General features: G+C 50.8%; 20 protein-coding genes. 14 read left to right on the top strand and 6 right to left on the bottom strand.

Annotated elements, in window-relative coordinates; translation table 11 throughout:
- Positions 1–198 precede the first annotated feature (198 nt).
- Positions 199–2,262, top strand: a complete 2,064-nt coding sequence (locus D5261_RS30390; protein ID WP_119321531.1) for a HEAT repeat domain-containing protein — start codon at positions 199–201, stop codon at positions 2,260–2,262.
- A gap of 1,253 nt (positions 2,263–3,515) precedes the next feature.
- Here the strand turns inward: D5261_RS30390 and D5261_RS30395 are convergent.
- From D5261_RS30395 to D5261_RS30405, 3 genes are all read right to left on the bottom strand, one after another.
- Positions 3,516–3,902 (bottom strand): hypothetical protein, encoded by a 387-nt coding sequence (locus tag D5261_RS30395; RefSeq protein ID WP_125205983.1) that lies wholly within the window; start codon positions 3,900–3,902, stop codon positions 3,516–3,518.
- Between the two features lie 54 nt (positions 3,903–3,956).
- Entirely contained in the window at positions 3,957–4,877 is a 921-nt protein-coding gene (locus D5261_RS30400) for a restriction endonuclease (RefSeq protein ID WP_165864209.1), read from the bottom strand.
- Positions 4,878–4,993: 116 nt separating this feature from the next.
- Positions 4,994–5,206: a hypothetical protein gene (locus tag D5261_RS30405; protein ID WP_125205984.1), complete on the bottom strand. Its 213-nt coding sequence runs from the start codon at positions 5,204–5,206 to the stop codon at positions 4,994–4,996.
- Between the two features lie 205 nt (positions 5,207–5,411).
- On the opposite strand from D5261_RS30405, the gene D5261_RS30410 reads away from it, so the two are divergent.
- The 3 genes from D5261_RS30410 to D5261_RS30420 all read left to right on the top strand — a co-directional run bounded on the left by D5261_RS30410 (position 5,412) and on the right by D5261_RS30420 (position 10,742).
- Positions 5,412–5,783 carry a hypothetical protein gene (locus tag D5261_RS30410; protein ID WP_119321537.1) on the top strand — a complete coding sequence of 124 codons (372 nt, stop codon included), beginning with the start codon at positions 5,412–5,414 and terminating at the stop codon, positions 5,781–5,783.
- A gap of 288 nt (positions 5,784–6,071) precedes the next feature.
- On the top strand, positions 6,072–7,523 hold the full coding sequence (locus D5261_RS30415; RefSeq protein WP_165864210.1) for a DNA polymerase Y family protein: 1,452 nt from the start codon (positions 6,072–6,074) through the stop codon (positions 7,521–7,523).
- 9 nt (positions 7,524–7,532) lie between these two features.
- Positions 7,533–10,742: a DNA polymerase III subunit alpha gene (locus tag D5261_RS30420; protein WP_119321539.1), complete on the top strand. Its 3,210-nt coding sequence runs from the start codon at positions 7,533–7,535 to the stop codon at positions 10,740–10,742.
- Positions 10,743–10,792: 50 nt separating this feature from the next.
- Here the strand turns inward: D5261_RS30420 and D5261_RS30425 are convergent, their stop codons facing one another.
- The 3 genes from D5261_RS30425 to D5261_RS30435 all read right to left on the bottom strand — a co-directional run bounded on the left by D5261_RS30425 (position 10,793) and on the right by D5261_RS30435 (position 12,197).
- Positions 10,793–10,987: a hypothetical protein gene (locus tag D5261_RS30425; RefSeq protein ID WP_119321540.1), complete on the bottom strand. Its 195-nt coding sequence runs from the start codon at positions 10,985–10,987 to the stop codon at positions 10,793–10,795.
- Between the two features lie 143 nt (positions 10,988–11,130).
- A complete protein-coding gene (locus D5261_RS30430; RefSeq protein ID WP_119321541.1) occupies positions 11,131–11,415 on the bottom strand; it encodes a hypothetical protein in 285 nt (94 codons plus the stop codon).
- Positions 11,416–11,513: 98 nt separating this feature from the next.
- Entirely contained in the window at positions 11,514–12,197 is a 684-nt protein-coding gene (locus tag D5261_RS30435; RefSeq protein ID WP_119321542.1) for an SOS response-associated peptidase, read from the bottom strand.
- Positions 12,198–12,450: 253 nt separating this feature from the next.
- Here D5261_RS30435 and D5261_RS30440 point away from each other — a divergent pair, with 253 nt between their 5' ends.
- The 10 genes from D5261_RS30440 to D5261_RS30485 all read left to right on the top strand — a co-directional run bounded on the left by D5261_RS30440 (position 12,451) and on the right by D5261_RS30485 (position 24,436).
- Positions 12,451–12,927 (top strand): hypothetical protein, encoded by a 477-nt coding sequence (locus D5261_RS30440; protein ID WP_119321543.1) that lies wholly within the window; start codon positions 12,451–12,453, stop codon positions 12,925–12,927.
- A complete protein-coding gene (locus D5261_RS30445; RefSeq protein WP_125205985.1) occupies positions 12,924–13,190 on the top strand; it encodes a hypothetical protein in 267 nt (88 codons plus the stop codon). The genes D5261_RS30440 and D5261_RS30445 overlap by 4 nt, the downstream gene beginning before the upstream one ends.
- Positions 13,191–13,622: 432 nt before the next feature.
- On the top strand, positions 13,623–13,886 hold the full coding sequence (locus D5261_RS30450; protein ID WP_354673116.1) for an NADAR family protein: 264 nt from the start codon (positions 13,623–13,625) through the stop codon (positions 13,884–13,886).
- A gap of 127 nt (positions 13,887–14,013) precedes the next feature.
- Positions 14,014–15,024: an AlbA family DNA-binding domain-containing protein gene (locus D5261_RS30455; RefSeq protein WP_119321545.1), complete on the top strand. Its 1,011-nt coding sequence runs from the start codon at positions 14,014–14,016 to the stop codon at positions 15,022–15,024.
- A gap of 32 nt (positions 15,025–15,056) precedes the next feature.
- Complete coding sequence (locus D5261_RS30460) at positions 15,057–15,647, top strand: SMI1/KNR4 family protein (RefSeq protein WP_119321546.1); 591 nt, start codon at positions 15,057–15,059, stop codon at positions 15,645–15,647.
- Between the two features lie 52 nt (positions 15,648–15,699).
- Positions 15,700–17,580: a DUF7380 domain-containing protein gene (locus tag D5261_RS30465; RefSeq protein WP_119321547.1), complete on the top strand. Its 1,881-nt coding sequence runs from the start codon at positions 15,700–15,702 to the stop codon at positions 17,578–17,580.
- The gene (locus D5261_RS30470) at positions 17,577–19,478 is read left to right on the top strand and encodes a DUF7380 domain-containing protein (RefSeq protein ID WP_119321548.1); all 1,902 of its coding nucleotides are present in this window, start codon (positions 17,577–17,579) and stop codon (positions 19,476–19,478) included. Before D5261_RS30465 ends, D5261_RS30470 begins: the two co-directional genes overlap by 4 nt.
- A 123-nt stretch (positions 19,479–19,601) precedes the next feature.
- Entirely contained in the window at positions 19,602–21,158 is a 1,557-nt protein-coding gene (locus D5261_RS30475) for a type I restriction-modification system subunit M (protein ID WP_119321549.1), read from the top strand.
- A complete protein-coding gene (locus D5261_RS30480; protein WP_119321550.1) occupies positions 21,155–22,315 on the top strand; it encodes a restriction endonuclease subunit S in 1,161 nt (386 codons plus the stop codon). The genes D5261_RS30475 and D5261_RS30480 overlap by 4 nt, the downstream gene beginning before the upstream one ends.
- Positions 22,316–24,436 (top strand): DUF262 and DUF1524 domain-containing protein, encoded by a 2,121-nt coding sequence (locus tag D5261_RS30485; RefSeq protein ID WP_119321551.1) that lies wholly within the window; start codon positions 22,316–22,318, stop codon positions 24,434–24,436.
- Positions 24,437–24,457: the final 21 nt, after the last annotated feature.

Below are 24,457 nucleotides of genomic sequence, written 5' to 3' on the forward strand. Positions count from 1 at the left end.
GGGTTACTCCGATGTAGAGGTTTCTCGCTGTATTCTAATTCCCCTCCCCTTGTCCTCCCACATTTCTTCTCCATTCCTCATCTTCCCATTTCATACTTACCAAACCCTGTGCTTTTATCGAGATAGACTGTAGTGCAGCCCTCACATACCGCCTACCATCTCGGGCCACAATAAATTAATCGAGACTACTCTTTCCATATGGACGATATTAAAACCCTCGTACATCAACTCTTCAACGCAAACCGCACAAAGGCCATGGTTCAGCTCGCCGAGCGCGGAGAAGAAGCAGTGGAAGCCCTTGTCGTGGCGCTTGGATACCAAAACACTCCAGTGCAACAAGCCGCCGAGAGAGTGTTGCGTCAGATCGGACCTGTGGCTGTTCCCGCAATCGTTCTCGGTCTCCGATCCGACAACAAACGGCTACGGCATACGGCGGCATCAGTGCTTGGACGATTTGGGGACGCGAGAGCTGTTGAGCCGCTGATCTCTGCTCTTGCCGACACGGAGAGCGTCGTCCAGTGGGCAGCCACCATTTCCCTGGGACGCCTCCAAGATGCGCGTGCCGTGGAAGCACTTTCAAAACTACTCCAAACAAAAAGCCGCACATTCCGAGATGTGGTGACCAGGGCGCTTGGAGAGATCAACGATCTATCATCATTACCACCACTCTTCGTCGTCCTGGGCGATGTGAGTACCACGGTTCGAAAATCAGCCAAAGACGGGCTCATAAACCAAAGTTCCCATGCCGATACACGATTGTTGGAGGAACTGCGCTATCGCCGCAGCCCCGCCGTGCGTGCTCGGCTAATTCACGTTCTCGAACGCCGTAAAACCTTAGAAGCCATTCCCTTATTCATGGCTTCACTCAACGATCCCGATGATGTGGTCATAATAGCCGCTGCGCATGCACTTGGGGAATTGAAGATTTCCATCGCCCTGGAGCCACTGATCAAACTTACTGAAACAGGCTCCGCTCCAGTTCAGGCGGCGGCTGCGCGTGCCCTGGGTAAGATCGGCGATCCAAGTGTCGTGGCCCCCCTGATCAAACTGCTGTCCCACGATGATCCAAATGTTCTCGACGCCGCCACGGAGTCGTTGGCAACTTTGGCCGATCCCAGGAGTGTCGAACCACTCCTTGCCCTACTCCATTCGGGGCCAAGCTGGGTTCCGCGTAACGTGACCTGGGCGCTGGCACGCATCGGCGGTGAGCACACCATTGAGGGTTTAATCTCGGCGCTTATAGATCGAGAAGAGGATTTATCGTCTTATGCCACTGACGCGCTTCGCATCGTGGGTGATCCCGCCGTTCCGAAAGTCCTGGAACTGCTTCGTTCACCAAATGAAACAGACAGAGAGCGTGCCGCGCAAGTATTGTGGTATTTGGAAGCTCCAGGGGCTGCCGACCATTTATTGGAAGCATTGGGAGATGAAACTCTTTATGGCCGCGACGCGATAATGGGAGCCTTGAGACAGATCGATAGCCCCGATGTGGATGCCGCACTCATAGCCGCTCTCCACGATCATGATCCTTTGGTGCGGAGCACTGCGGCATCGGCCTTGGGCGAACGTGAGGTTCCAGAGAGTGTAGAACCGCTGATCCACGCGCTCAGTGATGCCAGCGCCGAGGTACGCGCTGCCGCTGCGTTGGCTTTGGGTAATCAACATAATGCTCTGGCTCTTAGCCCTTTGATCGAGACGCTGAAAGACACCGACGACGATGTGACATATGGCGCGCTGAAATCCCTTGTTACTCTAAAGGATAAGCAAGCCATGGCAGCGATCTTACCCTTTCTTTCTCACTCCAGCGAAAATCACCGCGCCCAGGCCGCTCAAGCGCTGGGGAAGATAGCCGATCCAGGCGCTGTCGGTGCATTACTCGAAATGTTCGCCGACCGATCCTTTTATGTCAAAGGCCACGTGTTTGAAGCTCTGGCTGCAATTGGCGACCCTCGGGCCGTAGAGCCGCTCATCGAAGTGTTGCTGACCGAAGTCCGCCACACTTTGCGTCTCCGCGCAGCCGAAGCCTTGCAAAAGTTCACGGACCCGCGTGTGGTTACTGCGTTCACACTCGTGGTGGATGATCCAAATCCGCACGTTCGGTATGTGGTCGCGTCCCTGTTGGCGCAACACGATGATCCAGGTATTTTGCCTTATTTGAAGATGCTGGCCCTGGATGAGCATGATGGTGTTCGGGAGATTGCACAAGAAGGCGTGGAGAGAATACTTAGCGGCGACCACTCCATAGCGGTCAAGGCTATTTGATTTGGCCAGCTCGCGGCGCAAAGTTCTTTTCGCCACGAGTTGCCTTTACTTTCCATATCCTCTAACCCCGTCACGAAACCAAAATCTCCACATCCAGTTTTGTAACTTAGCGCCCCTGGAATATGTCCAAGATAGAATTTCATGGCGCATGGAGTTTCTGATGTCCACCCCCGAGGATAATCACGATAGAGAGTCCACCCCGCCAACAGTGTTTGGACAGATCATGTTCTGGACTCAGGCTATCAGCCTATTCCTCCTGTTTATCGTCTGTATCGCAGTTCCCTGGATTGTTACAGCACGATGCGGCCATTTCTGGGGGATACTGGCTTCTGTCGGCTCATTCGGCCTTTGGGTATTTATTGGCCCCAGGCCATTTCCAGGGTTTCTCCCAGGGATTATGGCCATGGTGGTCTTGCTGTCTAACGTGATGTGCGCATTAAGCTCAGTGGTCCTCTTGTTGGTCAGGTCTTCCCATCATATAGGTTGATTGCTGCCCTTGTCTCTCCCTGACTACAACTCCCTTCCCTCTGCAAACAAGAGCATAGAGTCTTACTATAGCCAAGAGCAGCACAGGGAATGCTATGACTGCATACATCGAGATTTCTCCGCGCGGCTTCAGTAACGAAACCGAACTGTACACTGCCACACCCGCCCAGATCGCCGTGGCGTTGGATGTCATCAATGAACACCGAAACGCTTGGGCGCGGCGTGTGTCGGCCAGCAGCGGGGTTGTGCGGAAGGCCAAGCGGTTGGCGGAGAAGCCCTTGGGGATGCCGATCCCGCAGCTGATTGAGGATGTGATTCGGCCCTTTCGGGTGATGTGTTGGTGGGCGGATGGAAGTGTGAGTTGGGACGGGGGAGGAGTTGCCAGAGAGATAAGAACAAACGCTGGTAGAGCCGAACTTTGATTGTGAAGAGGATCAAATAGCGCGGAGATTAGATCGCGGTCGGCTCCTGGCGTCTCGATCTGCAGCACCTGGCTCAATAATCAATTCGCATTGCTGTCGGCGACCAGTCAGGCCACGCCGATCATCGTTGGGATCGCAACTCTGCTCCTGGGCTGGTCGCGCAATACACCAAGGGCGCATATGATCCACAGATATACAGACATGTTGGAACTGTTGGATGAGATGTGCGATAATCAGGGGCAGATCGGGCTTCGTGGGCGTAGCGAAGCCACGGGCTTTGCAAACCCACGGCTCGCCAACGTTCGGGGTTGGAAGTTAGAAGCGAGAGCGATGCCGATCATGAACTCAATCGCTATTCGAGGCTTCTGATGCATCGAAGTCTTTCACGAATTCCCGCATTTCATCGTATTGATTGCGAAGATAAGCGACAAATATGGCGCCCGTTTTTTCGTCAATCTTGTCTGCGGCAGGAACTTCATCATCCAAATACTCTTTAATTCTACCCAGAGCATAGAATACTTCGTCGTCTATATATTCCGCTGGTTTTCTATCGCGCTCAATCAGTCCTACACGAACATCTTCGAATACTTTCTCGATAGAATTACGCCCATACTTTGCAATGTGAAAGCGGCCAGGCTGATCGATTACCACGTCTGAGGTGTAAAATGCAGAAGATAGCTTTTCAAATGGGTGACTAATCGACGCTGGGATAAATTCGGATAGTTTCTTCATGTCTACTCCATAACATGTTGCGTTGGAATGCATTTTAAATCAAACACGTTCCGACTATGGACTGGGAATTATTTCACCTGTATCTTTATCAATTGTATATTTTTTCAATTCATCATCCCATACTATATAATCGGCATCGACTTGACTAACTAACAACTTAGCTAACCTGTCGACATTTTTCGTTACTGTGTTAGTAACTGCAAGTCGGAATTCCACTTCCAATTCAAGGCTACTCAGGGGATATTTTTTGCTTCCTGATACTTGAAGACTGTTGGTTGGTATGGAGATTGGGATTACTATAGGACTGGGGGATTTAAGGTCAAATAGAATGCCGTCGATGTGTTTCTGAACAATCTCTATAATTTGAAATCTCACGTCTTCCACATAAACATAAATTTCATCGTCTTGCGATATTTGGCTCAATGAAAGATTATTATCCTTTAAGTCTCTGTCAAGATCAGGGTCAATCTGTGGGTTCGGCCAAGTATAACTTAATGACTTAATCTCAGGATACCAGGCGTTAGCCTCGATAACTATTTGACGAATGAAATTCCCCCAATCTGTATCCAAGAATTCTCTAAGAACTATCAACTCAATATTATTGTACTTTGCAAGTTTGATTGCGTCCCTTGTGAAGCCTACAGGAGTTACAATGATGGCACGATCCGCTTTTGTCATGTTCGCTACAGTAATAAAACTTTGGACAATACTTATGCCAACTTTACCTTGCGAAACATCAAAGTCTTTGCATTCTATGACAATGCGCTTCAATCTCCCTTCCGTTTCAATCGTCACATCAATTTGATGTGGTGCGCCACTTGCGCCAATAAGCTTAGCGTCGTGAGTCACTTTTGTGTTTTCGTAGAGTGCCTTCGATACTAGCGCAGTCAATATTTCATATCGCGTGCCAGATTTGGTGGTGTCGATGTCTAAGTAATTATCAACCATCTTATCGTATTGGGATGAACTGCTCATGGTAACCTCATACATCAATAAGCAAATAAGAGTATAACTCTTGAGTACAAAATAAAAGTCTACTGTCCATTGTGCGTCGGGCGGAACCCAGCCTTGATCGCCTCATTCTCCGTCATTTACTGTCCCTGCGCCGTATTTCCGTACCAGTGTTGCCCAGGGAAATGGAAAATTCCAGTGTTGGTGTTGACCCAGACCTTGACTGAGTTATCTGCCGTCGCCCTGTGGATCACCTTGTGATGGACGTGGCGCTTATGGTGGGCGGCGGCGTGGCCGACCGATGGCAGCGCCATCATGAGAGCGAGAAGCAGGATTGGCAGGCGTTTGATCATGGCGAGTTTCCTTCGCTGCAAATGTGATGAACAAGCGATCACACTGTAACAATTTTCGACCCAATTGTCAACTTCGCGATCCGCCGCTAAATGTCGTGAAATCTCCCGTACTTGCTACTATCCATGGTTGCGAACATTTGTTTGACAAAATCAGGATCGTGAAATATAATGACCCTACACGGCATTATCAAGGAGAAGGACATTCATGAGCGAGACTATCACGACGGACGCCCCTACACACATCGGCAACCTGTTCGGCCCTGAGTGGGAGGATGAACTGGACTCGATGGATGGCATAGTGAAGTCCGTGGGCAGTTTCATGCTAAAACCACACAAGCGTAGGGTTATTCTCACGCTCTCGGGCGTGCCTTCTGAGCCAGGCCAGAAACCGCCGCTCATGTTTTTGGAAGCCTACAGCCCTGATGACGCTGATCAGATAGCCGATCAGATCAAACGCATGGCTCAAAGAGCACGTAAGGGCCAAAATATCGATCTTCAAGATGAAGAGCGCGATTATATACAAAACTTTGAAGGCTTCTTCGACAATCTCGATGAAGAAGACGACGAAGATGCATAGTTTTTCCTAGCTCACCGCCCATCGAATTCACCCCTTATCGTTCGGAAAATTGCTCCAGGGATTTGAGTTCATGCTCAATCTCGGGGGCAAATTCTGTTTCAATTCTCCTGCTCGCACTTCCGCAGCTTCTCCAGAACCATCATCAACTGTCAACCACTCTCCACTACTAGCGTCATTTGCCTCACAATACGAACAAATGTTTGACAAATGCACAAAGCGTCTACTATAATCATAAAAATCACTTGTCTACCACCATTTGAGAGCCACAGGACATGGAGGGTTATAGAAATGATCGTATGTATCCGCACGGAAGCTATCGGGATCGCGTGTGAACGAGCGCGGCTTCCGCACCTTATTGGACAGCCGATTGTCTTGGCGACGGCGGACGGAGCCGTAAGGTACGCATCGGCGGAGGCAAGGTCGATGGGGATATCCAAAGGTTTATCGACATCTACCGCCAGCGCGCTCTGCCAGGGCCTGATCGTGCTACCATATGACCAGGCTTCCTATGCAGAAACCGCTGAAGCGATTTGGGATGTCGTCGCTGTAGAGACAAACTCAGTTGAACCGATCGATCCCGAACTTTGTTACGCCGAGTTCGACGGACCAGATGTCGTGGGGCGCGTGCAGCATCTCGCCGTGACCATCGCTGACAAGATCGGCGTGCCAATTTCGGTCGGGCTGGGAAGCTCGAAGCTGGTCGCGCGCGCAGCGGCACTGGTCAGAACCAAGGACCGCGATGCCCAGGTTCATGTCGAGGTGATCGAGCAGGGTCATGAACCTTATGTCCTCGCCCAGTTTCCCGTGGGTTTTCTTCCTGGTCTGGACGCCAAGCTCGTCCAGCGGCTCGGGAAGCTCGGCATAACGGCCATCGGCAACATCCGCAAAATCCCAGTCAGCGAACTGGAAAGGCAAGTCAACAAGCAGATGTCTCTAAAACTGCGACGCCTTGCCATCGGTGAGGACAGTGATCCAGTGCAGGCTCTGTGGCCGCAGCAACGGATTGAGGCGCGTCATGCCTTCGATGACGAAGTTCGCCATGATGAGATCATCGCCCAAGCGTTGCAGGCGTGTGTGGTCAAGATCGCCTTCGACCTTCAACGCACTGGGAAATACTGCCGCACGGTCGCGCTCACAATCAAAGCCGATGATCAATCGTTCGTCTTCGAAAGCGAGCACCTCTATTCGCCATCCCACGATGCGGTCACCCTGCTGCGAACCGCCAAACGACTTCTGGCACGCCTTCGGTTGCAGAAACCTGTGGTCGAGATTTCTCTAGCAGTAATGGGGATCGATGCTGGCGAAAGCGTACAACTCACGCTTTTGGATACTGTTGGCAATTCCGACTGTTTCGCTCACGAACGCCGCATCAGCCTTGAGGCTGAAATGCGAACCCTCCGCAAACGGTATGGACCAGCCTCGGTCGTGTCAGGTTCACTGCTACTCAAGTCATCAAAAGTGAATCTCTGGACCCACGCTTTAACGAAGCGCCGCGATGAGCGGGTCCGCGTATCCACAGATCAATTCGGCATCCCCGTCCGATACAGTCGATCAGAACGCTCAACGTACGACAGCGGGCGTTACGAAATCACGCGAGTGATCGATCAATGGCGGTCGTCAACCTGGTCCTGGGGCAAGATTGCCGAGGTCGACGCCTATCGGGTGATGACGGAACCTGATGGGACGTTCGAGTTGCATCGGATAGGCTCTGAGTGGCGGCTGCGTGCAATGGCGGATTAGGGAGGCAATTTGTATATAGAACTGCACTGCCATTCGCCATATTCATTCCTCGATGGCGCTTCTACAATTGAAGAGCTGGTCCGTCAGGCGGCGCTGTTTGGCATGCCTGCTCTGGCAATCACCGATCACAACACGCTCACCGCCGCAGTCAAGTTTCACGAAGTTTGCGAGCAGTACGGCATAAAGCCGATCTACGGAACCGAAGTCACAATGAGCGACGGCAGTCACCTGACCCTACTCGCCAAGTCCCGCACGGGCTACGGAAATATCTGCCGACTGCTCTCCACCTCCTATGCTATCGGTGGTCGTCTCATGCCCGCACTTCCTTGGGATCAGCTCCCATTACACGCCGCTGGTGTGATTTGCCTCACGGGATGCAGACAAGGAAAAATCAGTTCGCTCATTCGCGATCATCGTCACCTCGAAGCACTAATCGTAGCGCAGCAACTCAAAGATATCTTCGGCGACGATCTGTTCATTGAATTGCAAGACGACCTGACTCCTCACGCCGCGCGGGTTTGCCATGAGCTTGTTCTTCTGGCGCGGAGGATTGGCGCACGGTGCGTCGCGACCAACAACGTGCATTATGCTACCAGCGACGGAATGATCGCTCACGACGTAAAACGATGCATCGCCATGGGGATTACGACCGCCGAGCATCACATTGCCAGGCCGTTCAACACCGAGCGGCGGTTGAAATCAGCCAAAGAGATGTGTGATCTGTTTTCGTGGTGTCCAGAGGCGGTCGCCAACACGATGCTGATCGCCGAACAGTGCAGTGGCGACGGAATTATGCCGCTGGGCGAGGAATTTACGCCTGATTATCCGACTGCCAATGGGGAATCGGCGGTGGAGCATTTGCGCACACTGGCGTACGAAGGCGCGCGGCGACGGCGAGGGAACTTCACGCGTCAGGGGAAAGAGCGCCTCGACTACGAATTGAAGCTTCTGGCCGAACTGGGCTACACGGATTTTGTTCTTCACGCCGCGCGGATCGTGCGCTGGGCGCGGGGTGAAGGGATAATGGTCACGGGCCGTGGGAGTGGAGCCGACAGCGAAGTTTGTTACTGCTTGGGCCTCACGGACATCGACGTGCTGGAGAGAAACCTTCCTGTGGCGAGATGGGTCGCGCCAGGCAAAAACCCCGACATAGATATCGACTTCGAAGCGCGGCGGCGAGATGATGTGTTCCGCTGGGTTTCCAAGACTTATGGCGAAGAAAACGTGGCGCTCTGTTGCACCTATACCACCTATTGGGCCAAAGGCGCTCTCAGAGACATCGGAAGAGCTTTGGCGCTGCCGCCGCAGGCGCTGGCGTGGTTCACTAAGCATATGAGCGGATTCTCCGACGCTGGCAAGATCGCCGAGGCATTCGCACGCAATGCCGAGCTTCGTGCTTATTCTTCTTTGACACAACGGTTCGAGCAGCTTTTTGATCTCTGCGGCAAGATCGCAGGACATCCAAGGCACCTTGGAAGCCACTCATCGGGGCTAGTGCTCAGTGGCCTTCCTCTCTCCACCTTGAATGTAGTTACCCCGTCGGCGCGCGGCGTTTTGCCCATCGTGATGTTGGACAAAGATGATGTTGAAACAATGGGTTCCGTGAAGCTGGATATTCTTTCTCTCCCGATCCTTTCTGTCGTCAAGGATTCAGAGCACGACATACAGCGCTCCGATGCAGATTTCTCTTACGACAACATCCCTCGTGAAGACCAGGCGACTTACCGAATGCTCTGGTCAGGAAATAATTGTGGCGCGTTTCAACTTGGGTCCCCTGCTCAGGCCGCACTCGCCACGCAACTCCATCCGCGCGACTTCGAAGACCTCGTACGAAGCTGCGCATTAATACGTCCAGGACCGATTAAAGCCAGAGCGGTGAAGAAGTATATCGCGGCGCGTAATGGATACTCACGGATCGAATACCTCCATCCATCACTGAAGCCTATCCTCGGAAGGACCTACGGCGTATGCTGCTTCCAAGAGCAAGTCAGCTACATCATCTCGGCCATGCTGAACATCAACGACGCCCAGGCCGATACATGGCGGAAACAGCTTGCCAAACACGCGCGGTTCGGAACGATGGGACAGGCACGGGCGAGCTTCGTGAAGCGATCTTGTCAGGTCCACCGCGATCTTTCAGTGGAAAATTCCAACAAAATCATGGACGAACTGGAGGGATGGGCGTCGCTCGGGTTTGTCGAGGGGCATTCAGCGTCTTTCGCCTTGACTGCCCAAAAGACCGCCTACATGATCTGCCACAATCCGATCCAATACTACGCCGCCCTGATGAGCAATCAGCCGTGCGGATTTTATGATCCTCAATCCATTGCTGCCGAAGCCAGGCGGCGCGGAGGGCAAATCCTCCCATTGGACATCAATGTAAGCGAATTGGCTTGCACCACGGACGACGAAGCGACCTCGATCCGTATTGGATATTGCCTTGTAAGTGGCATCCGAAACGAAGATGTTGAAGCGATCTTGGCCGAGCGTGCGAACGGCGAGTATCGCAGCTTGCTCGATTTCTGCGTGCGCCTCCCCCTTAGGCGCGACCTACTCGAAAGCCTCATCTTATGTGGCGCTTTTGACGCTCTTCATGACTTTAACCGCCGCGGTCTCATCTGGCGTTTGAACGAGACTCTCGCCAAAGCCCAAGCCATCCGCGCCGATACCGTAAGCAGTTCACAAAAGCGCTTGGATATTCATTTGATCGGTGCGAACGCGACACCGATTGCCTGGGAAATAGAGGATTTTAGCGACTGGGATAAACTGCTTTGGGAGTGGAGGATCGTCTCCGTGACCACGAGTTGTCACCCATTTGCCCACCTGAGACAGTCGCTGGCGGCGCGGGGCATCATCACGGCGCATGAGGCGATGCAGCTCAAGACGGGGTTCAGGGCGACCGTAGCGGGGTTGAACATCCGACCGCACAGGCCACCGTCGAAGTCGGGCGGCAGACATCTGTTTTGTACAATCGAGGACGAGAGCGCGTACATGCAGAGCGCTTTTTACGGCACGAACATCGACGACAATATGGCGACGATTCTGCTCAGTCCAGCCGTGATCGTGAGAGGAAGGATGATCCGTAAGGGCTACGGATGTTCAATGGAGGTTGAAAGGGCGTGGCCGCTGAGCATTCGGGATTTCCGCCCAGCGGAGAGCGTTGAGAGCCGTCAGGAATTGGTCGAGGTGGCGCGGAGTGGGGCGAGGAGCTATAGGTGATCACGCTCCTGGGATTGTAAACCCAGAAGCTTCGCATTTTCGTCGCCTGATTACGGCTCTATGTCCCAGGGCTGTTCCCAAGGTTTAAGTTTCCCGTTCTTTTTCAGGAGCGGATAGTAATTGCGCTGCATGGCAAGCAAATCCGCAACCTTCTCTTTAAGAGGTTTTCTGGCCTGCTTCTTGTGCCACTCTTTCTTTGCCGCGAAGATTCGCGCCACATCGAGTGGTAATGTCGTCTTAGGCATTCTTTTTCTCCGCTGAAACATTATGGACTTCCGTTATTTGTTTCAACCTATCTAAATTTGCCACAGTGCCTTTGAACGCGGTGCATCTTAAACAAACCGCGTTCAAAGACATTCAAAATCCATTAGTGTTTATCGCGCGGTCATTACAATTTTGCCGTTCCTGAGATTATTCTGCCCTCAGTCACAACCATAACGTAAGGAATTTTTACATCGGCGTCCAGTGCGGCTGCTTCTACTTCCTTGACGCCTTCACGCTCGGCGTGAGAAAGGGATTCCTCATACTTCTTTGTGAATACTGATGGAACAGTTTCACTTTGCTCCCATCCCGTGGTGACAAGATTATTGATGAAGATCGGGATTTCTTCATCGTCATTTGGCGAATCTGCTGGCCCTTCCAGTTTTGTGGCAATTAGCACGTGAAATGACATCGTTGTATCCTTCGATTTGGATTGGTTCGAAGTGCAGGTAAACCAACGACCTGTTCATCAATGCCGTTACAATATCCTCTGCAAGAAATATTGAAAATTCACAACGCCCCCACGCTCACGATGCACTCATCCGTATTCCACCGCGAGTTTCCCATCTTCTTGTCCACCAGGACCCCATACATTCCGTCGGCTTCATAGGGACGGCAGATCGAGAGCGCCTGATCAGCGGTGGTGTCCTGACTGAGCCAGTCATTCTCCTCGTCGCGGTGGACGATCACAGGCATACGGTTGTGGACGTGAGACACGAGATCGTTGGGGGCCACCGTCAGGATCGCGCACGACAGGATAGCCTGATTGGTCACAGGATCGATCCAGCGGTCGTAGACGCCCGCCAAACCAAACAGCTCTTGGTCCTTGACTTTGAAGTTGATCGGTTCCTTGGCTCCCTTTTCGCCGCGCCACTCGAAAAAGCCAGTTGCGGGCACGAGGCACCGCTGGCGTGCTTTCCAGGCGCTCCGATACAACGGCTTGCCTGCGATCTCCTCGCTGATCGCGTTTGTAGCGACCACCTTGCTCTGCATCTTGGCCCAGCTCGGGATAAATCCCCAACGCATGGCGTCCATGACGCGATCTCCGTCGCGCTGCAGGACCGTGGCTATGGTCTGCGTCGGAGCCACATTATAGTTCGGCATCGAGTTCGCCGCTTCGCCGAGGACCAACTGAATGCCGAAGTAGTCGGCCACATCCTTGGCGCTCACGGAGATATTGTATCGATTGCACATAGAGCTATTTTACCCTGGCGATCTGATGTTGCGCCTTAGGCGCATTGCATCCGTTCTACACGATTGTTATCCAGGATCAAAATCTGGAAACATCTTTCTAAGCCTTAAGCCGATGGTCCGTCCCCCATTCCTAAGTCCGCCAAAAACTGTTTCTAAAATAATTCGAAACCTCGGTGCGCTTCTACTCAAAACAGCACGAATATATGGTCAGTAGGGCGATGAAACGCTGCTTGATCTACAACCTAGCAGCGCAATGCTGACCTATGATTTCAACCTTGATATGGAGACGACAATGGCGGAACAAGTATATTTTGGCCTTGAGGACAACATTTTTGGCATGGAGCTAATCAGAGACGCATTCAATTCATATGCCCTGCGAGCAACCATCAAGATCAATGACATTCAATCATCGGTCTACGCGATACCGATGGACACAGAAATCAAATCGGTTCTGGCTGGTGGCGTCTTGGAGCATTACACATACCGCCTGCTGGATAATGTTTTCATCTGGGTATCCACGGATTCGGACAATTTGCGTTTCGCCTTTGATGTGCAGGCCGCAAAAAGCGAGCACGCGACCGCCGCTGAGAACTATATTGGCTGTGACGACAACTCCGTGCCTGGAACAGGTGATTGGTTCTCGGATGCAGCACTTTGCATCCCACGCAAGACTCTAGCAGCGGTCCTAGGCGACCACGCTACCGCCCAGAGCGAAGGAGCAAAAAAATGAGAACTACCGAACCATCTCGCCGCTGGTACTGGTCATGGCTGCGCGCTTATCAGGCACAGGGCGGTTTCTGCGGGGAACAAACCTTGCGTGCCGTTTGGGAGCATTATGCCCTACCTGTATATCGCATGGGTGGATCAGCAACGGTTGCTGCATGGGCGGCGAAGACCTCTGGGAATTTGTACAGTAACCTGATGTTTGAAAGGGAATATTCGGAGGTGGTGAAAGAGGAACTTGATGAACTATTGAAAGGCAGAGAATCGTAGCAGCATCTGCCTGTGGAGGTGAGGGAATCCCCTGAGCCTCCACAAGCTATTTCCGTACGATCCTTCCAGATACGCTTGGCTTCGCGCATCCACGCACGCAGCTTCGCATTGACACTCGGTCTTCCGCATGGCTAAGTGAGCATTCTCCCATCCAACCTCCCCCAGCACCGACAGCTCTCACAGATCGGCAGCCTAAACTCTCATCACACGAGAATTCACGAAGATCATCAACGCCAACCCCGTTTCTCCTACCCCACCCCGCTCGCCTGCTGGTATGATGTAGTATCCTCGACCACGGGAGCATCTCTATGAGCGAATCCGATCCGATCACGTCCTTTAGCGGCGAATACGCCTTCCTCTCCAACTTCTTCCGCCACCACGATCACACCCGAAGGTGAGACCTACCCCACCAATGAGCACGCGTTCCAGGCGTTGAAAACTTTTGACGCCGCCGAACGCGAAAAGGTCTGCACCGCCACCACGCCAGCGTCGGCCAAGAGCCAGGGTAAGCGTGTGACGCTACGTGTGGGATGGGAGACCGTGAGCTTTGAAATTATGGAGCAGGTGGTGCGGGCAAAGTTTGCTGATCCTGAGTTGGCGGCGAAGCTCTTGACCACTGGGGATCGGGAGCTTTTGGAAGGAAATACCTGGTGGGACACGACTTGGGGATGTATCAAGGGGAAAGATGGCAAGTAGAAGGGGCGGAACGAGTTGGGGAAGATTTTGATGAGCGTGAGGTCGGAACTCAATTGTCAATCATTAGAGAATATTAGGTCGCTTTGAAAGCCAAAACATCGGATAGACTTTAAAACGAGGTTATAAAATGGATGCAGCACAGACATTGTTTGAACAGTTCAAAGTGCGTGGACAGGCGTTGGTTGACGAGTTGATTGACGAAGGCACCCAGGAATCACTCATTCTCGATTTTAAGGCCGCGCGTGAAAATAAAGCACCAATGCTCGAAGACGACCGTAAAACCCTTGCGGAAGCTATCAGTGGCTTTGCGAATTCTGATGGCGGTATTATTGTATGGGGCGTAGATTGTAGGAAAGGGCCCCATCCTGATGACCCAGATATTGCCCAATCTAAAAAACCAATAGGCAATATCTCCAGATGGCTATCGGACTTAAATTCTTACACTCCACAAGTCGTCTCTCCTGCGCCTATCGGGATCGAACACTTTATCATTCTGGAAGATCGTTCACAGGATAGCGGCTACGCGGTAACATATGTTCCAAAATCGGATGGTATGCCGCATATGGCTATCGCCAAGAAGAAGGATCAATACTGTTATTTCCTGCGAAGCGGAGCTTCTTTCATAAAGATGGAAGCCTACATGGTTGCAGATCGTTTTGGGAGACGACCTTCGCCACAGTTAAATCTACACGCGCGCGTCTATGTCGGAATGGAAATGCGAAGCGGTGGCAAGCACACAAGAGAATATAAATTAGTGATTGGAATAGAGAATAACGGTCGTGGGTTAGCCGTATATCCATCGATTAGAATCCAACCATTATCGCCTTTACAATTTTGGAAATACGGTATTGACGGCAATGGCCATCATGGATTGCCGAGGGTAAAGGACTCTGGAAGTCAAGGAGCATCACAATACTTCGCTGGTGGGATAAGCGACGTAATTCACGCGGGAACCGTTCGAGAAATCACGACCCTAATATACGAAGCTAATCTACTGGCACCCGAGCTAATATCCCAGACTAACCTCAGCATGCAATATCAATTATATTGCGACGGATTTGCTCAAAGTGGAGTGCTAGAGTTCTGTCTTGGTGACGTTCTCTCAAACGGCACCGTAATTGCGGGAACTAATGATTAACATCGATATTACGGTTCACCAAAAAGATCACCATGACCACCATTAACACCTCCTGGGAACGTATCGAAGCTTGGCTCGGCCAAAACGCCCCCGACATCCTCGCTGGCTTGGCTTCAGGCGCAACGGACGCTGAAATCGATGCAGCGGAAAAAGTGCTGGGTGTGGAGTTTCCAGACGATATCCGCGAATCCTATAAGCGCCACAATGGTCAGATACGCGACAAGAACTACATTGCCATCGGAGGCCCACTGTACGACTATCACGATCTGCTGCCTCTCAACGGCATCGCTATGGACTGGCGTGTGTGGAATAACTTACTTGTCGCTGGCACCTTTGATGACATTGATAGCGATCCATCTCCTGGGATCAAAACCGATTGGTGGAACGCCAAGTGGATTCCGCTCACCAGCAACGGCTCTGGCGACCACTATTGTATGGACCTCGATCCTGCGCCAGGCGGGATCGTTGGCCAGATCATCACAATGTGGCATGACGCGCCTGAGCGCGAAGTAGTTGCTCGGAGTTTCGGGGAGTGGATAGCGCAGTTGGCGCAGGATTTGGAAGATGGGCGGCAGGTGTACTCGGAGGAGTATGGCGGCATCGTGAGCGTAGATGATCTTTAAAACACAAAACGGCCGTCTAAAATCGAGTACCACTATAGATTAAGGAACCATCATGCCAATCTCCGTCGACAGCTTAACAATAGAAGATTTCACTAATTCAAGATGGCGCGAAGTGGTCGTCGAAGCGAAGAACCGTGACTGCGCTGACTATACCTTCGCCTTCAGTATAAAAGCCGACGAGGCTCAGGCTGCTGGCGACGAAAAGCGACGCGACTTATTCGCTATGTTAAGTGCCTTGACTTCTATGTGGATCGACACTGATGATGCCTCCGATCCTCTGAAACCACTCTGGAACTCGAACAGCGTAAACAGTCATGTCACCACAAATTTTGCCTCTGCATCGGATTATCTAACTTCCATTCTTCCGCATGTCAATGATCCTGAGCTCAAGGCGCGAATTGCGGATGTGATTTGGCTGTGCAAGCGTGACTATAAAGTGGGACGTGAAGCGTCCATAGCATATATGAATGCCGCAGAAATTGACGCTGACCGTGGCGGCGTCGATCCGATTTCTCGTCTTGAACGAGCCATTGATCTTGCCGCACGCGCAAATCACCACGATTTATTAGCAGACATCACCAAACACATTGAGACAGGATTAACAACGTTTGATGGAACTGAGGCTTCCGACATTCCAGCGTGTTTGATGAAGTTACTCCAGAAACGGAAAGCAGGTGATCCAGGTCAATACGCTGCTCTTGCGGAAACATTCGCGCTTGCTGCTGAAAGTCGCGGCGACTGGCACAGCGCCCGTGCATACTGGGACATTCAAGCGAACTGGTATGGCATCGCCCAAGATGATGAAAGGGCGCATTCGGCTCGTTTGCATAGCGCTGAGACGTTCGTGGTCGAAGCAGAGGCAAGGATAGCCAGCGGCGAGTCTCAAAGCCACATGATTGGCGCGCATTTTATGGAGAAGGCAATTCATGCCCTCCGCGCCGTTGGGGGTCAGCAGGAGCGAATTGCCGAGTTGCATCGTCGCCTTCTCGATCATCAAGAACATGCCGTTTCTGAGATGGGAACAGTCTCCTTCGAAGAGGACGCCACCGAAATAGTCACACTGGCCATGAGCCGCGTCGCAGATAAATCTCTTTATGACGCGATTTTTGCCTTGGCTCTCATCGCACGCTCTCCATCGGTGGAAACCCTGAAGGAACAAGCGCAATGGCAACGTGTCAATTCCATCGCAAGTCTGATCCCGATGAGACATATAAATGCAATGGGACGGACTGTGGCTCGAAATGATCCTCCCGAGGATGGTGAGAGCCACGATGAGGCAAACCTACGCCTGGAAATGTACCATTGCGCTAACCAGGGGCGGTCCATAAATGCGCAAGCACTGATCGAGCCCGCTCGATTGCAAATACTCCGCGAACACACCGTTCGCTTCGATGACTTGATGGCCATCGTACAGAATAATCCATTCATACCGCCTGGCCGCGAAAAGTTTTTCGCTCGTGGCCTACAGGCGGGTTTTAGAAGCGATTTCGCTACAGCGATTCATTTGCTTATACCGCAAGTGGAGAATTCGATAAGATATGTCCTTGAACAACAAGGAGTGATTACGTCGGGCCTAGATCATGAGGGAATTCAGGATGAGCGAGACCTCAATCGCACACTTCGACTTCCCGAGTTCGCTGGCCCCTTGATGGCCACATTAGGCGAAGACCTTGTGTTTGACCTACGGGGTCTTCTGATCGAGCGGCATGGAGCAAACTTGCGAAACGATACTGCCCATGGCCTGCTTGATTACAGCAGTTTCTACTCCTACCCTTGCTTATACTTTTGGTGGCTGACACTTCGACTTTGCTGTATGCCTGTAATAACGGCCCTACGTCAACAAAGCGAGCAAGTAGCAGATACGTCCGACGCGCCTACTGAAGACCACAATAATCAGGACGGGGGTTCTGGGGAAGGCGTCCAGCCAGAATGAAGATCGTGATAACAGCTACGGGGCTAACTCAAGAAGACTTTGTGCGCTCAGGCTGCAACGAGGCAATTTCAAGTAGCCCACGACACTGGATCAGTGATTACTTGGGAGCTTTAAATGGACGGATGGCGGACGCAACAGGTGAAGACGATGAGCAAACCGTCAAAGTCTGTCGCGTCTTATATGCGTTGTTAGCTTCAAGGCCGCAGTGGGAGACGCGTAGAACTCCAGCCGAAGAAACAGATCATTTGGAAACATATGAGTTCGATGAAACGGTCTTCTCCTTTCTGGCTCAAGTGCTCACGCAAATTTCTGACGACGAGACACGAGGCCGTGCGGCGGATTTGCTCTATCAGCGCAGCATCGACACTCGGGGCAGACGAGACATTGACGCCGCAAGAATAGCTATCCGTTCTTACCTGCTTGAAGCATCCCGTCACCAGACATATAGATTGCATTGGACACCAGCCTTCAAACGGATCGAGCGCTCTCTCGGTATCGCTAATGAAATTCGCGATGCTGCCTTGAAGCAAGAAATCATCGCCCATATTGAAAGCACGATTTTCCCACAAATACAACCTGATGGTGTACCGAGCCTTGAAACTTTGGCGGCGAACATCAAAATCGATATCCTCTCTCGCTATCCCATTGTGCTCATGGACCTCATGTTTCGTTCAAAGGAAGGCACCCCTGATCGATATGGTCCTCTGGCCGAACAGTACGCTTATGGCATGCGACAAGGCCAACATCGAGAACTAGAGCGCGAATATCTTGAAATCGCATCAAAATATTATCGACGTGCAAGAAACCGCGAGCGTGAACTGACAACACGAGAGCGCAGTGCAGATTCTTCAATAGAAGAAGCGAAAAACTTTGTAGCGCGCAATCCCACATTGCCCCATTTATATATCATAGCCGAAGACAGATTGATGGACGCTATCCGAGCACTCAAGACCGCCAATGGGATCGCAAAAGAGTATGGCTTTCTCCAAGATGAATCTCGTCTCGAAGAACGTATAGATAAAGTACGTCGCCAGCATCTTGATTATCAGCAAAGGGGTATGGCGGCATTTGTTCCAAGCTATAAGTCAAATGCATATGATGCTGGCCCAATGTTGGCAAGATTTGAAGGAATATCCAAATTAGATGCAATTTCGACCTTGGCAGCGGTGCCGCTACGCTCCAAAGATGACTTTGAGCAAATAGTAGGCGAAATGGTTACTAGAGACCCAATGTTTTCACACTTCGGTCCTGTTGTTAGGGAGCATAATGGACATATTGCAGCGCAAACGAAAGATACAACAGCGAATAGCATAACATGGCCATGGGTATGCAGTGTTGCCGTAGAATCTTATGAAGATGAATTTAACGAATATCTGGGTCCTATTATCGATCATACAATAAGGAATCACGCGATAATCATAGACGATGTTGCTTCCGTTGTGCAAGGCAGTTATTTTATTCCAGATGGTCGCGCACTATTTTTCATCAAGGGTCTGCTTGCAGGATTCAGGTACGATGTTTCCATGGCGGTACACCTTCTCGCCCCACAAATCGAACACGCGTCTCGCATCGCCATTCGTAATTTGATCAGTTCCGACATTCATCTAACGAAAGCACATGGCCAGATGCTGTCCGACCCTGAAGCGCCTTCGCTTCCACAGGCCCTTCAAGAGCCTGCCTATGCGGAGATGCTGTCAAGCGTACTGGGTGAAGAGATCGTTTTTACACTTCGCGTCATTCTGGTTGAGCGCTTTGGCGGCAACCTTCGCCATCGCGCAATGCATGGCCTTGCTACGGACGGCGAACTCAACGGTCCATTGTGCTGGTACTTCTGGTTTGTCGTCCTCAAAATATGCTGTATGACCATCCCGAGCCCTGACAAAGCAACGAACGAATAGCATCAAGTCGCTAACTACAGCCTCGCAGCCCATCATCACTGGGCACGACGAAATACAGAGGAATTCCACGCTCAGTTGGTTAACCCTATCAAGCAATTTTAGATTTGAAAGTAATGAGTACGTATGCCAGCCAATACCACCGAAATCGAGAAGCGCCTCTGGGACGCCGCCGATGAATTTCGCGCCAATTCGGACCTTAGGTCATTTGAATATTCTGTTCCTGTCCTAGGCTTGATCTTTCTCAAATACGCAGATAGCAAGTTTCAGAAGGCCGAACAAGAACTAAAGGCTAACGCAAGTAGCCGTCGCGTGGTCGGGAAAATCGATTATCAAGCGCGTGGTGTCTTATTTTTGCCTGCTGAAGCTCGCTTTTCGCGGCTTCTCACTTTGCCCGAGGGAGAAGATATAGCTAAAGCGATCAATGAAGCCATGAAAGCTATCGAGAATGAAAACGAAGAACTCAGGGACGTGCTGCCCAAAACATATAATCGTCTCGACAACTCGATGCTCGTCACGCTTCTCCGCAGTTTCAACTCCGTGCCGCTAGATATCGAAGGAGACGCTTTCGGAAAGATTTACGAATACTTTCTCGCGCGATTTGCTCTTTCCGAAGGGCAAAAGGGAGGTGAGTTCTTCACCCCAACATCATTGGTCAAACTTATCGTTGAAATTATTGAACCATATGAAGGTCGTATCCTTGATCCTGCTTGCGGATCAGGCGGTATGTTTGTTCAGAGCGCGAATTTCGTGGCGAGACACAAAAGCAGCCCAGACTCTAAGATTAGTATCTACGGCCAAGAAAAGGTTATGGAGACAGTTCGTCTCGGTAAGATGAACTTGGCGGTTCATGGGCTGTCTGGCGATATCCGTCAGTCGAACACCTACTATGAAGATGTGCATCGCTGTGTCGGCAAGTTCGACTTTGTCATGGCAAATCCACCATTCAATGCAAATAGCGTGGATAAGGAACGCATCAAAGACGACCCACGCTACCCCTTCGGCATCCCTAAGGCCGACAACGCTAACTACCTCTGGATCGAGAACTTCTACAGCGCCCTGAACGAAACTGGCCGCGCAGGCTTCGTCATGGCCAACTCCGCGAGTGATGCTCGCGGCACCGAGCTTGAAATCCGTAAACACCTCATCCAGACAGGTGCTGTGGACGTGATTGTCTCCATCAGCTCCAACTTCTTCTACACCGTCACGCTTCCCTGTACTCTCTGGTTCTTTGATCGAGCCAAGGAACGTAACGAGCGCAAAGAGAAAGTGCTATTTATTGACGCACGACATATCTACAACCAGATCGACCGTGCCCATCGTGACTTCAGGCCAGAAGAGATTGAATTTCTGGCCAATATTGTTCGCTTGTATCGTAATGAGGAGCTCGAAACTGAAAATGGCAGTGAGCAACTTATAAAGCAACACTTCCCAAGTGGCGACTATGCCGATGTTCTTGGTCTATGCAAGCTGGAAACAATTTCTAAAGTAGAGGAACAGGGCTGGAGCCTTAATCCTGGTCGCTATGTGGGCGTGACAGCACGAGTGGCGGATGAATTCGTATTTGTGGAACGTCTGGAAGAGTTGAACGAAGAGTTAGAAGTGCTAAATGCTGAGGCACGAGAATTAGAAGACAATATTGCTAGGAACATAATGCACCTGCTAGAAGGGTCAGCGTTATGATTCTTAGCCGTTGGCAGACTGAAAAACTTGGCACCTTGGTATCGTTTAAGACAGGTAAATTAGATTCAAACGCAGCAACGTCTCATGGAGCATATCCTTTTTTCACATGCTCCCGAGAGACATATCGCACAGACACATTCTCGTTCGATACAGAATGCGTTTTATTGGCAGGTAATAATGCTAATGGTATATATCCGATTAAATTCTTCAAAGGAAAATTTGATGCATATCAAAGAACTTATGTTATTCAATCACTCAATACCGAGCGTCTTAACAACCGTTTTTTGTACTACGCTTTACAATTCCAACTTGATCATTTGCGAAGAATATCTACAGGATCAGCAACTAAGTTTTTGACTCTTACCATACTTAATGATTTATCTATTCCTTTACCACCGATAAAAACTCAGCAGAAGATTTCTGCTTTCATTTCAGCTTACGATGATTTAATTGAAAACAACACAAACCGCATTCGAATTTTAGAGGATGCGTTGCGAATATTCTACCATAAACGAATCGCCAAAGAAATCGCTAGTTCATCTCAGATTAATGTCCCTGACGGTTGGAACATTAAATCTTTAGGTGAAATTGCCTATGAAAGCCGACGAAGCATCAATATTAGTCAAATCGATCCTAACACTGCGTATGTTGGACTTGAACACATACCGCGTAGATCAATTGCTTTATATGATTGGGGAAGCGCAAAAGATGTACAGAGCATGAAACTGCGATTTGACAAAGGTGACATCTTGTTTGGAAAAATACGCCCTTATTTTCACAAGGTAAGTATCGCTCCAATTGCGGGCGTATGCTCATCCGATGCAATTGTAATCAAACCAAAAAAACCAGAGCATTATGCATTAACTCTTTGTTGCGTCTCTAGTGACGAATTTATTCTCGAAGCAACACAGACTTCACAAGGCACAAAAATGCCCAGAGCTAACTGGGATGTCCTTAAGAAATTCCCTGTGGTTGTTCCGTCTCAGCCATCTCTATCTCGATTCAATAATATTATTATGGACTTTGTAGCCCAAATAGAGAATTTATCAATGAAGAACCGTTTACTTCGTCAAACACGCGATCTCGTAATCCCAAAACTTATATTGAGAGAGATCGATGTGTCAGATTTAGAGATTGTAATGGGAGAACTTAACTAAATGCTCGCCGTGCAAGCTAATCTGCTGACTCTCTTGGATGGCAAAAAACAGTTCATCATTCCTATCTACCAACGGACTTATAGCTGGTCTGAGAAGCAATGTCGGCAGTTGTGGGCGGATATCGTGAGGACTGCGCAGGACGCCACGATTCCTGCGCATTTCATTGGCTCTGTGGTTTATATCAAGGCTAGTCCGTATGACACGCCGATTACCACCACGCCGCAGATGCTCGTTATCGACGGTCAGCAGCGTCTCACGACACTTTCTCTTCTCATTATTGCGTTACGGGAAGCATTAAAAGCATCTGGCGGCACTTCCCAAGTTAATCCTGATGAAGTGGGTGATTATCTAATCAACAAATATGGCACAGGCGATCTGCGCCACAAGCTGGTGCTGACACAGACAGATAAAGACACGCTGGCGGCATTGATCGATGAGAGGCCATTGCCCGCGACGCCGTCGCTACGGGTTGTGGAGAACTATCGGTTCTTTCGACATCAGATTCAGTCTTCGCCGCTGGACCTGGACACGCTGTTCCTTGGCGTGCGCAAGCTGATGCTGGTCGATATTTCCTTGGATCGCAGCCATGACAACCCGCAGCTGATCTTTGAGAGCCTGAACTCTACGGGGCTGGATTTGTCTCAGGCAGACTTAATCCGTAACTTCGTTCTCATGGGCCAGGAGCCGACGAAGCAAACGGACTTGTATCAGGATTATTGGTATCCTATGGAGCGAAGCTTTGGGCAAAGCGACGCTTCGGGCTTGTTTGACCGCTTTATGCGCGATTACCTGACAATCAAGATGGGACGTATCCCGAATATGGACGAGGTTTACACCGAGTTCAAAGGGTATGTCCAGACCCAGTCCAGTCTCAGTATTGAAGATGTGGTGAAGGATGTCAGCGCCTATGCACGGCTGTTCGTGATCCTGGCGTTTTCCAAAGCGCAGGAGAAATCCATCAATGCCGCCATCGATAATATCAATCGCCTGAAAGTCGATGTCGCCTACCCTTTTCTCATGGAGGCGTACCGAGATTTTGAAGAGCAGGTGATATCGGAATCGGACTTTCTGCATGTGCTTGCGCTGGTGGAGAGCTATGTGTTTCGCCGCGCCATTTGCGAGATACCGACCAATTCTCTGAACAAGACCTTCGCGGGCCTTCGGAAACTGATCTCTTCCGATTCTTATTTGGAAAGCCTGGAAGCGGCGCTGCTGGTCAAGGATTCGTACCGCCGTTTTCCGAGTGACGACGAATTCGTCGCGCGCCTGCTGGTGAAAGATGTATATAACTTCCGCAACCGAAACTATCTGCTGGATAAGCTCGAAAACGATGGGCGCAAAGAACCCATGAACGTGGATGAGTTCACCATTGAGCACATCATGCCCCAGAATGAAAACTTGTCTACCGCTTGGCTGACCGACCTTGGCGGCAACTGGAAACACGTTCAGGACACTTACCTTCACACCCTGGGCAATCTCACGCTCACACGCTACAACTCGGAATACAGCGACCGCCCGTTTCTTGAAAAACGAGACCTCAAAGACAAAAATGGACAGGCGTGTGGTTTCGCGCATAGCCCGCTTCATCTCAATCAAGAGCTTGCGAATCTCGATCATTGGAACGAGAATGAGATCAAAAAACGCGCCGCCTCGCTTGCGAGTAAGGCCGCGACGATCTGGAAGCCCCCTGCCCTCTCCGCCAGTGTTCTCGACAAATACCGTCAGAACGTGTCCAAGTCGACAGCGTCCACGACCTATACCTATGACAACTACGCCGAAGAGCTGATGGGCGATTTCTTTGAGCTATTCGATGAGCTGCGAGAGCGCACCCTAGCGCTTGATCCCAATATTGAAGAAACGTACTTCCGATATTACGTGAGCTATGATTTGCCAGGCCATTTCATCTACAATGTCTCTCCAAAACAGACACGCCTTCGGTTAGTCACGAACATCGTCCACGACCAGGTCATCGATCCTAAAAACATGGCTTCGGACGCTACAAAGACATATAACCAACCATGGGCGCATGGAATATCCGTGGTGGACCTGAAAACAGAAGCGCAGCTCGATGACGTAATGGCGCTGGTTATACAGGCGCTGCCCAAAGATGAAAATCTCTAAGATCAATCTTTAAAGAACCCG

The sequence above is a fragment of the Capsulimonas corticalis genome, assembly GCF_003574315.2.
Lineage (GTDB): Bacteria > Armatimonadota > Armatimonadia > Armatimonadales > Capsulimonadaceae > Capsulimonas > Capsulimonas corticalis.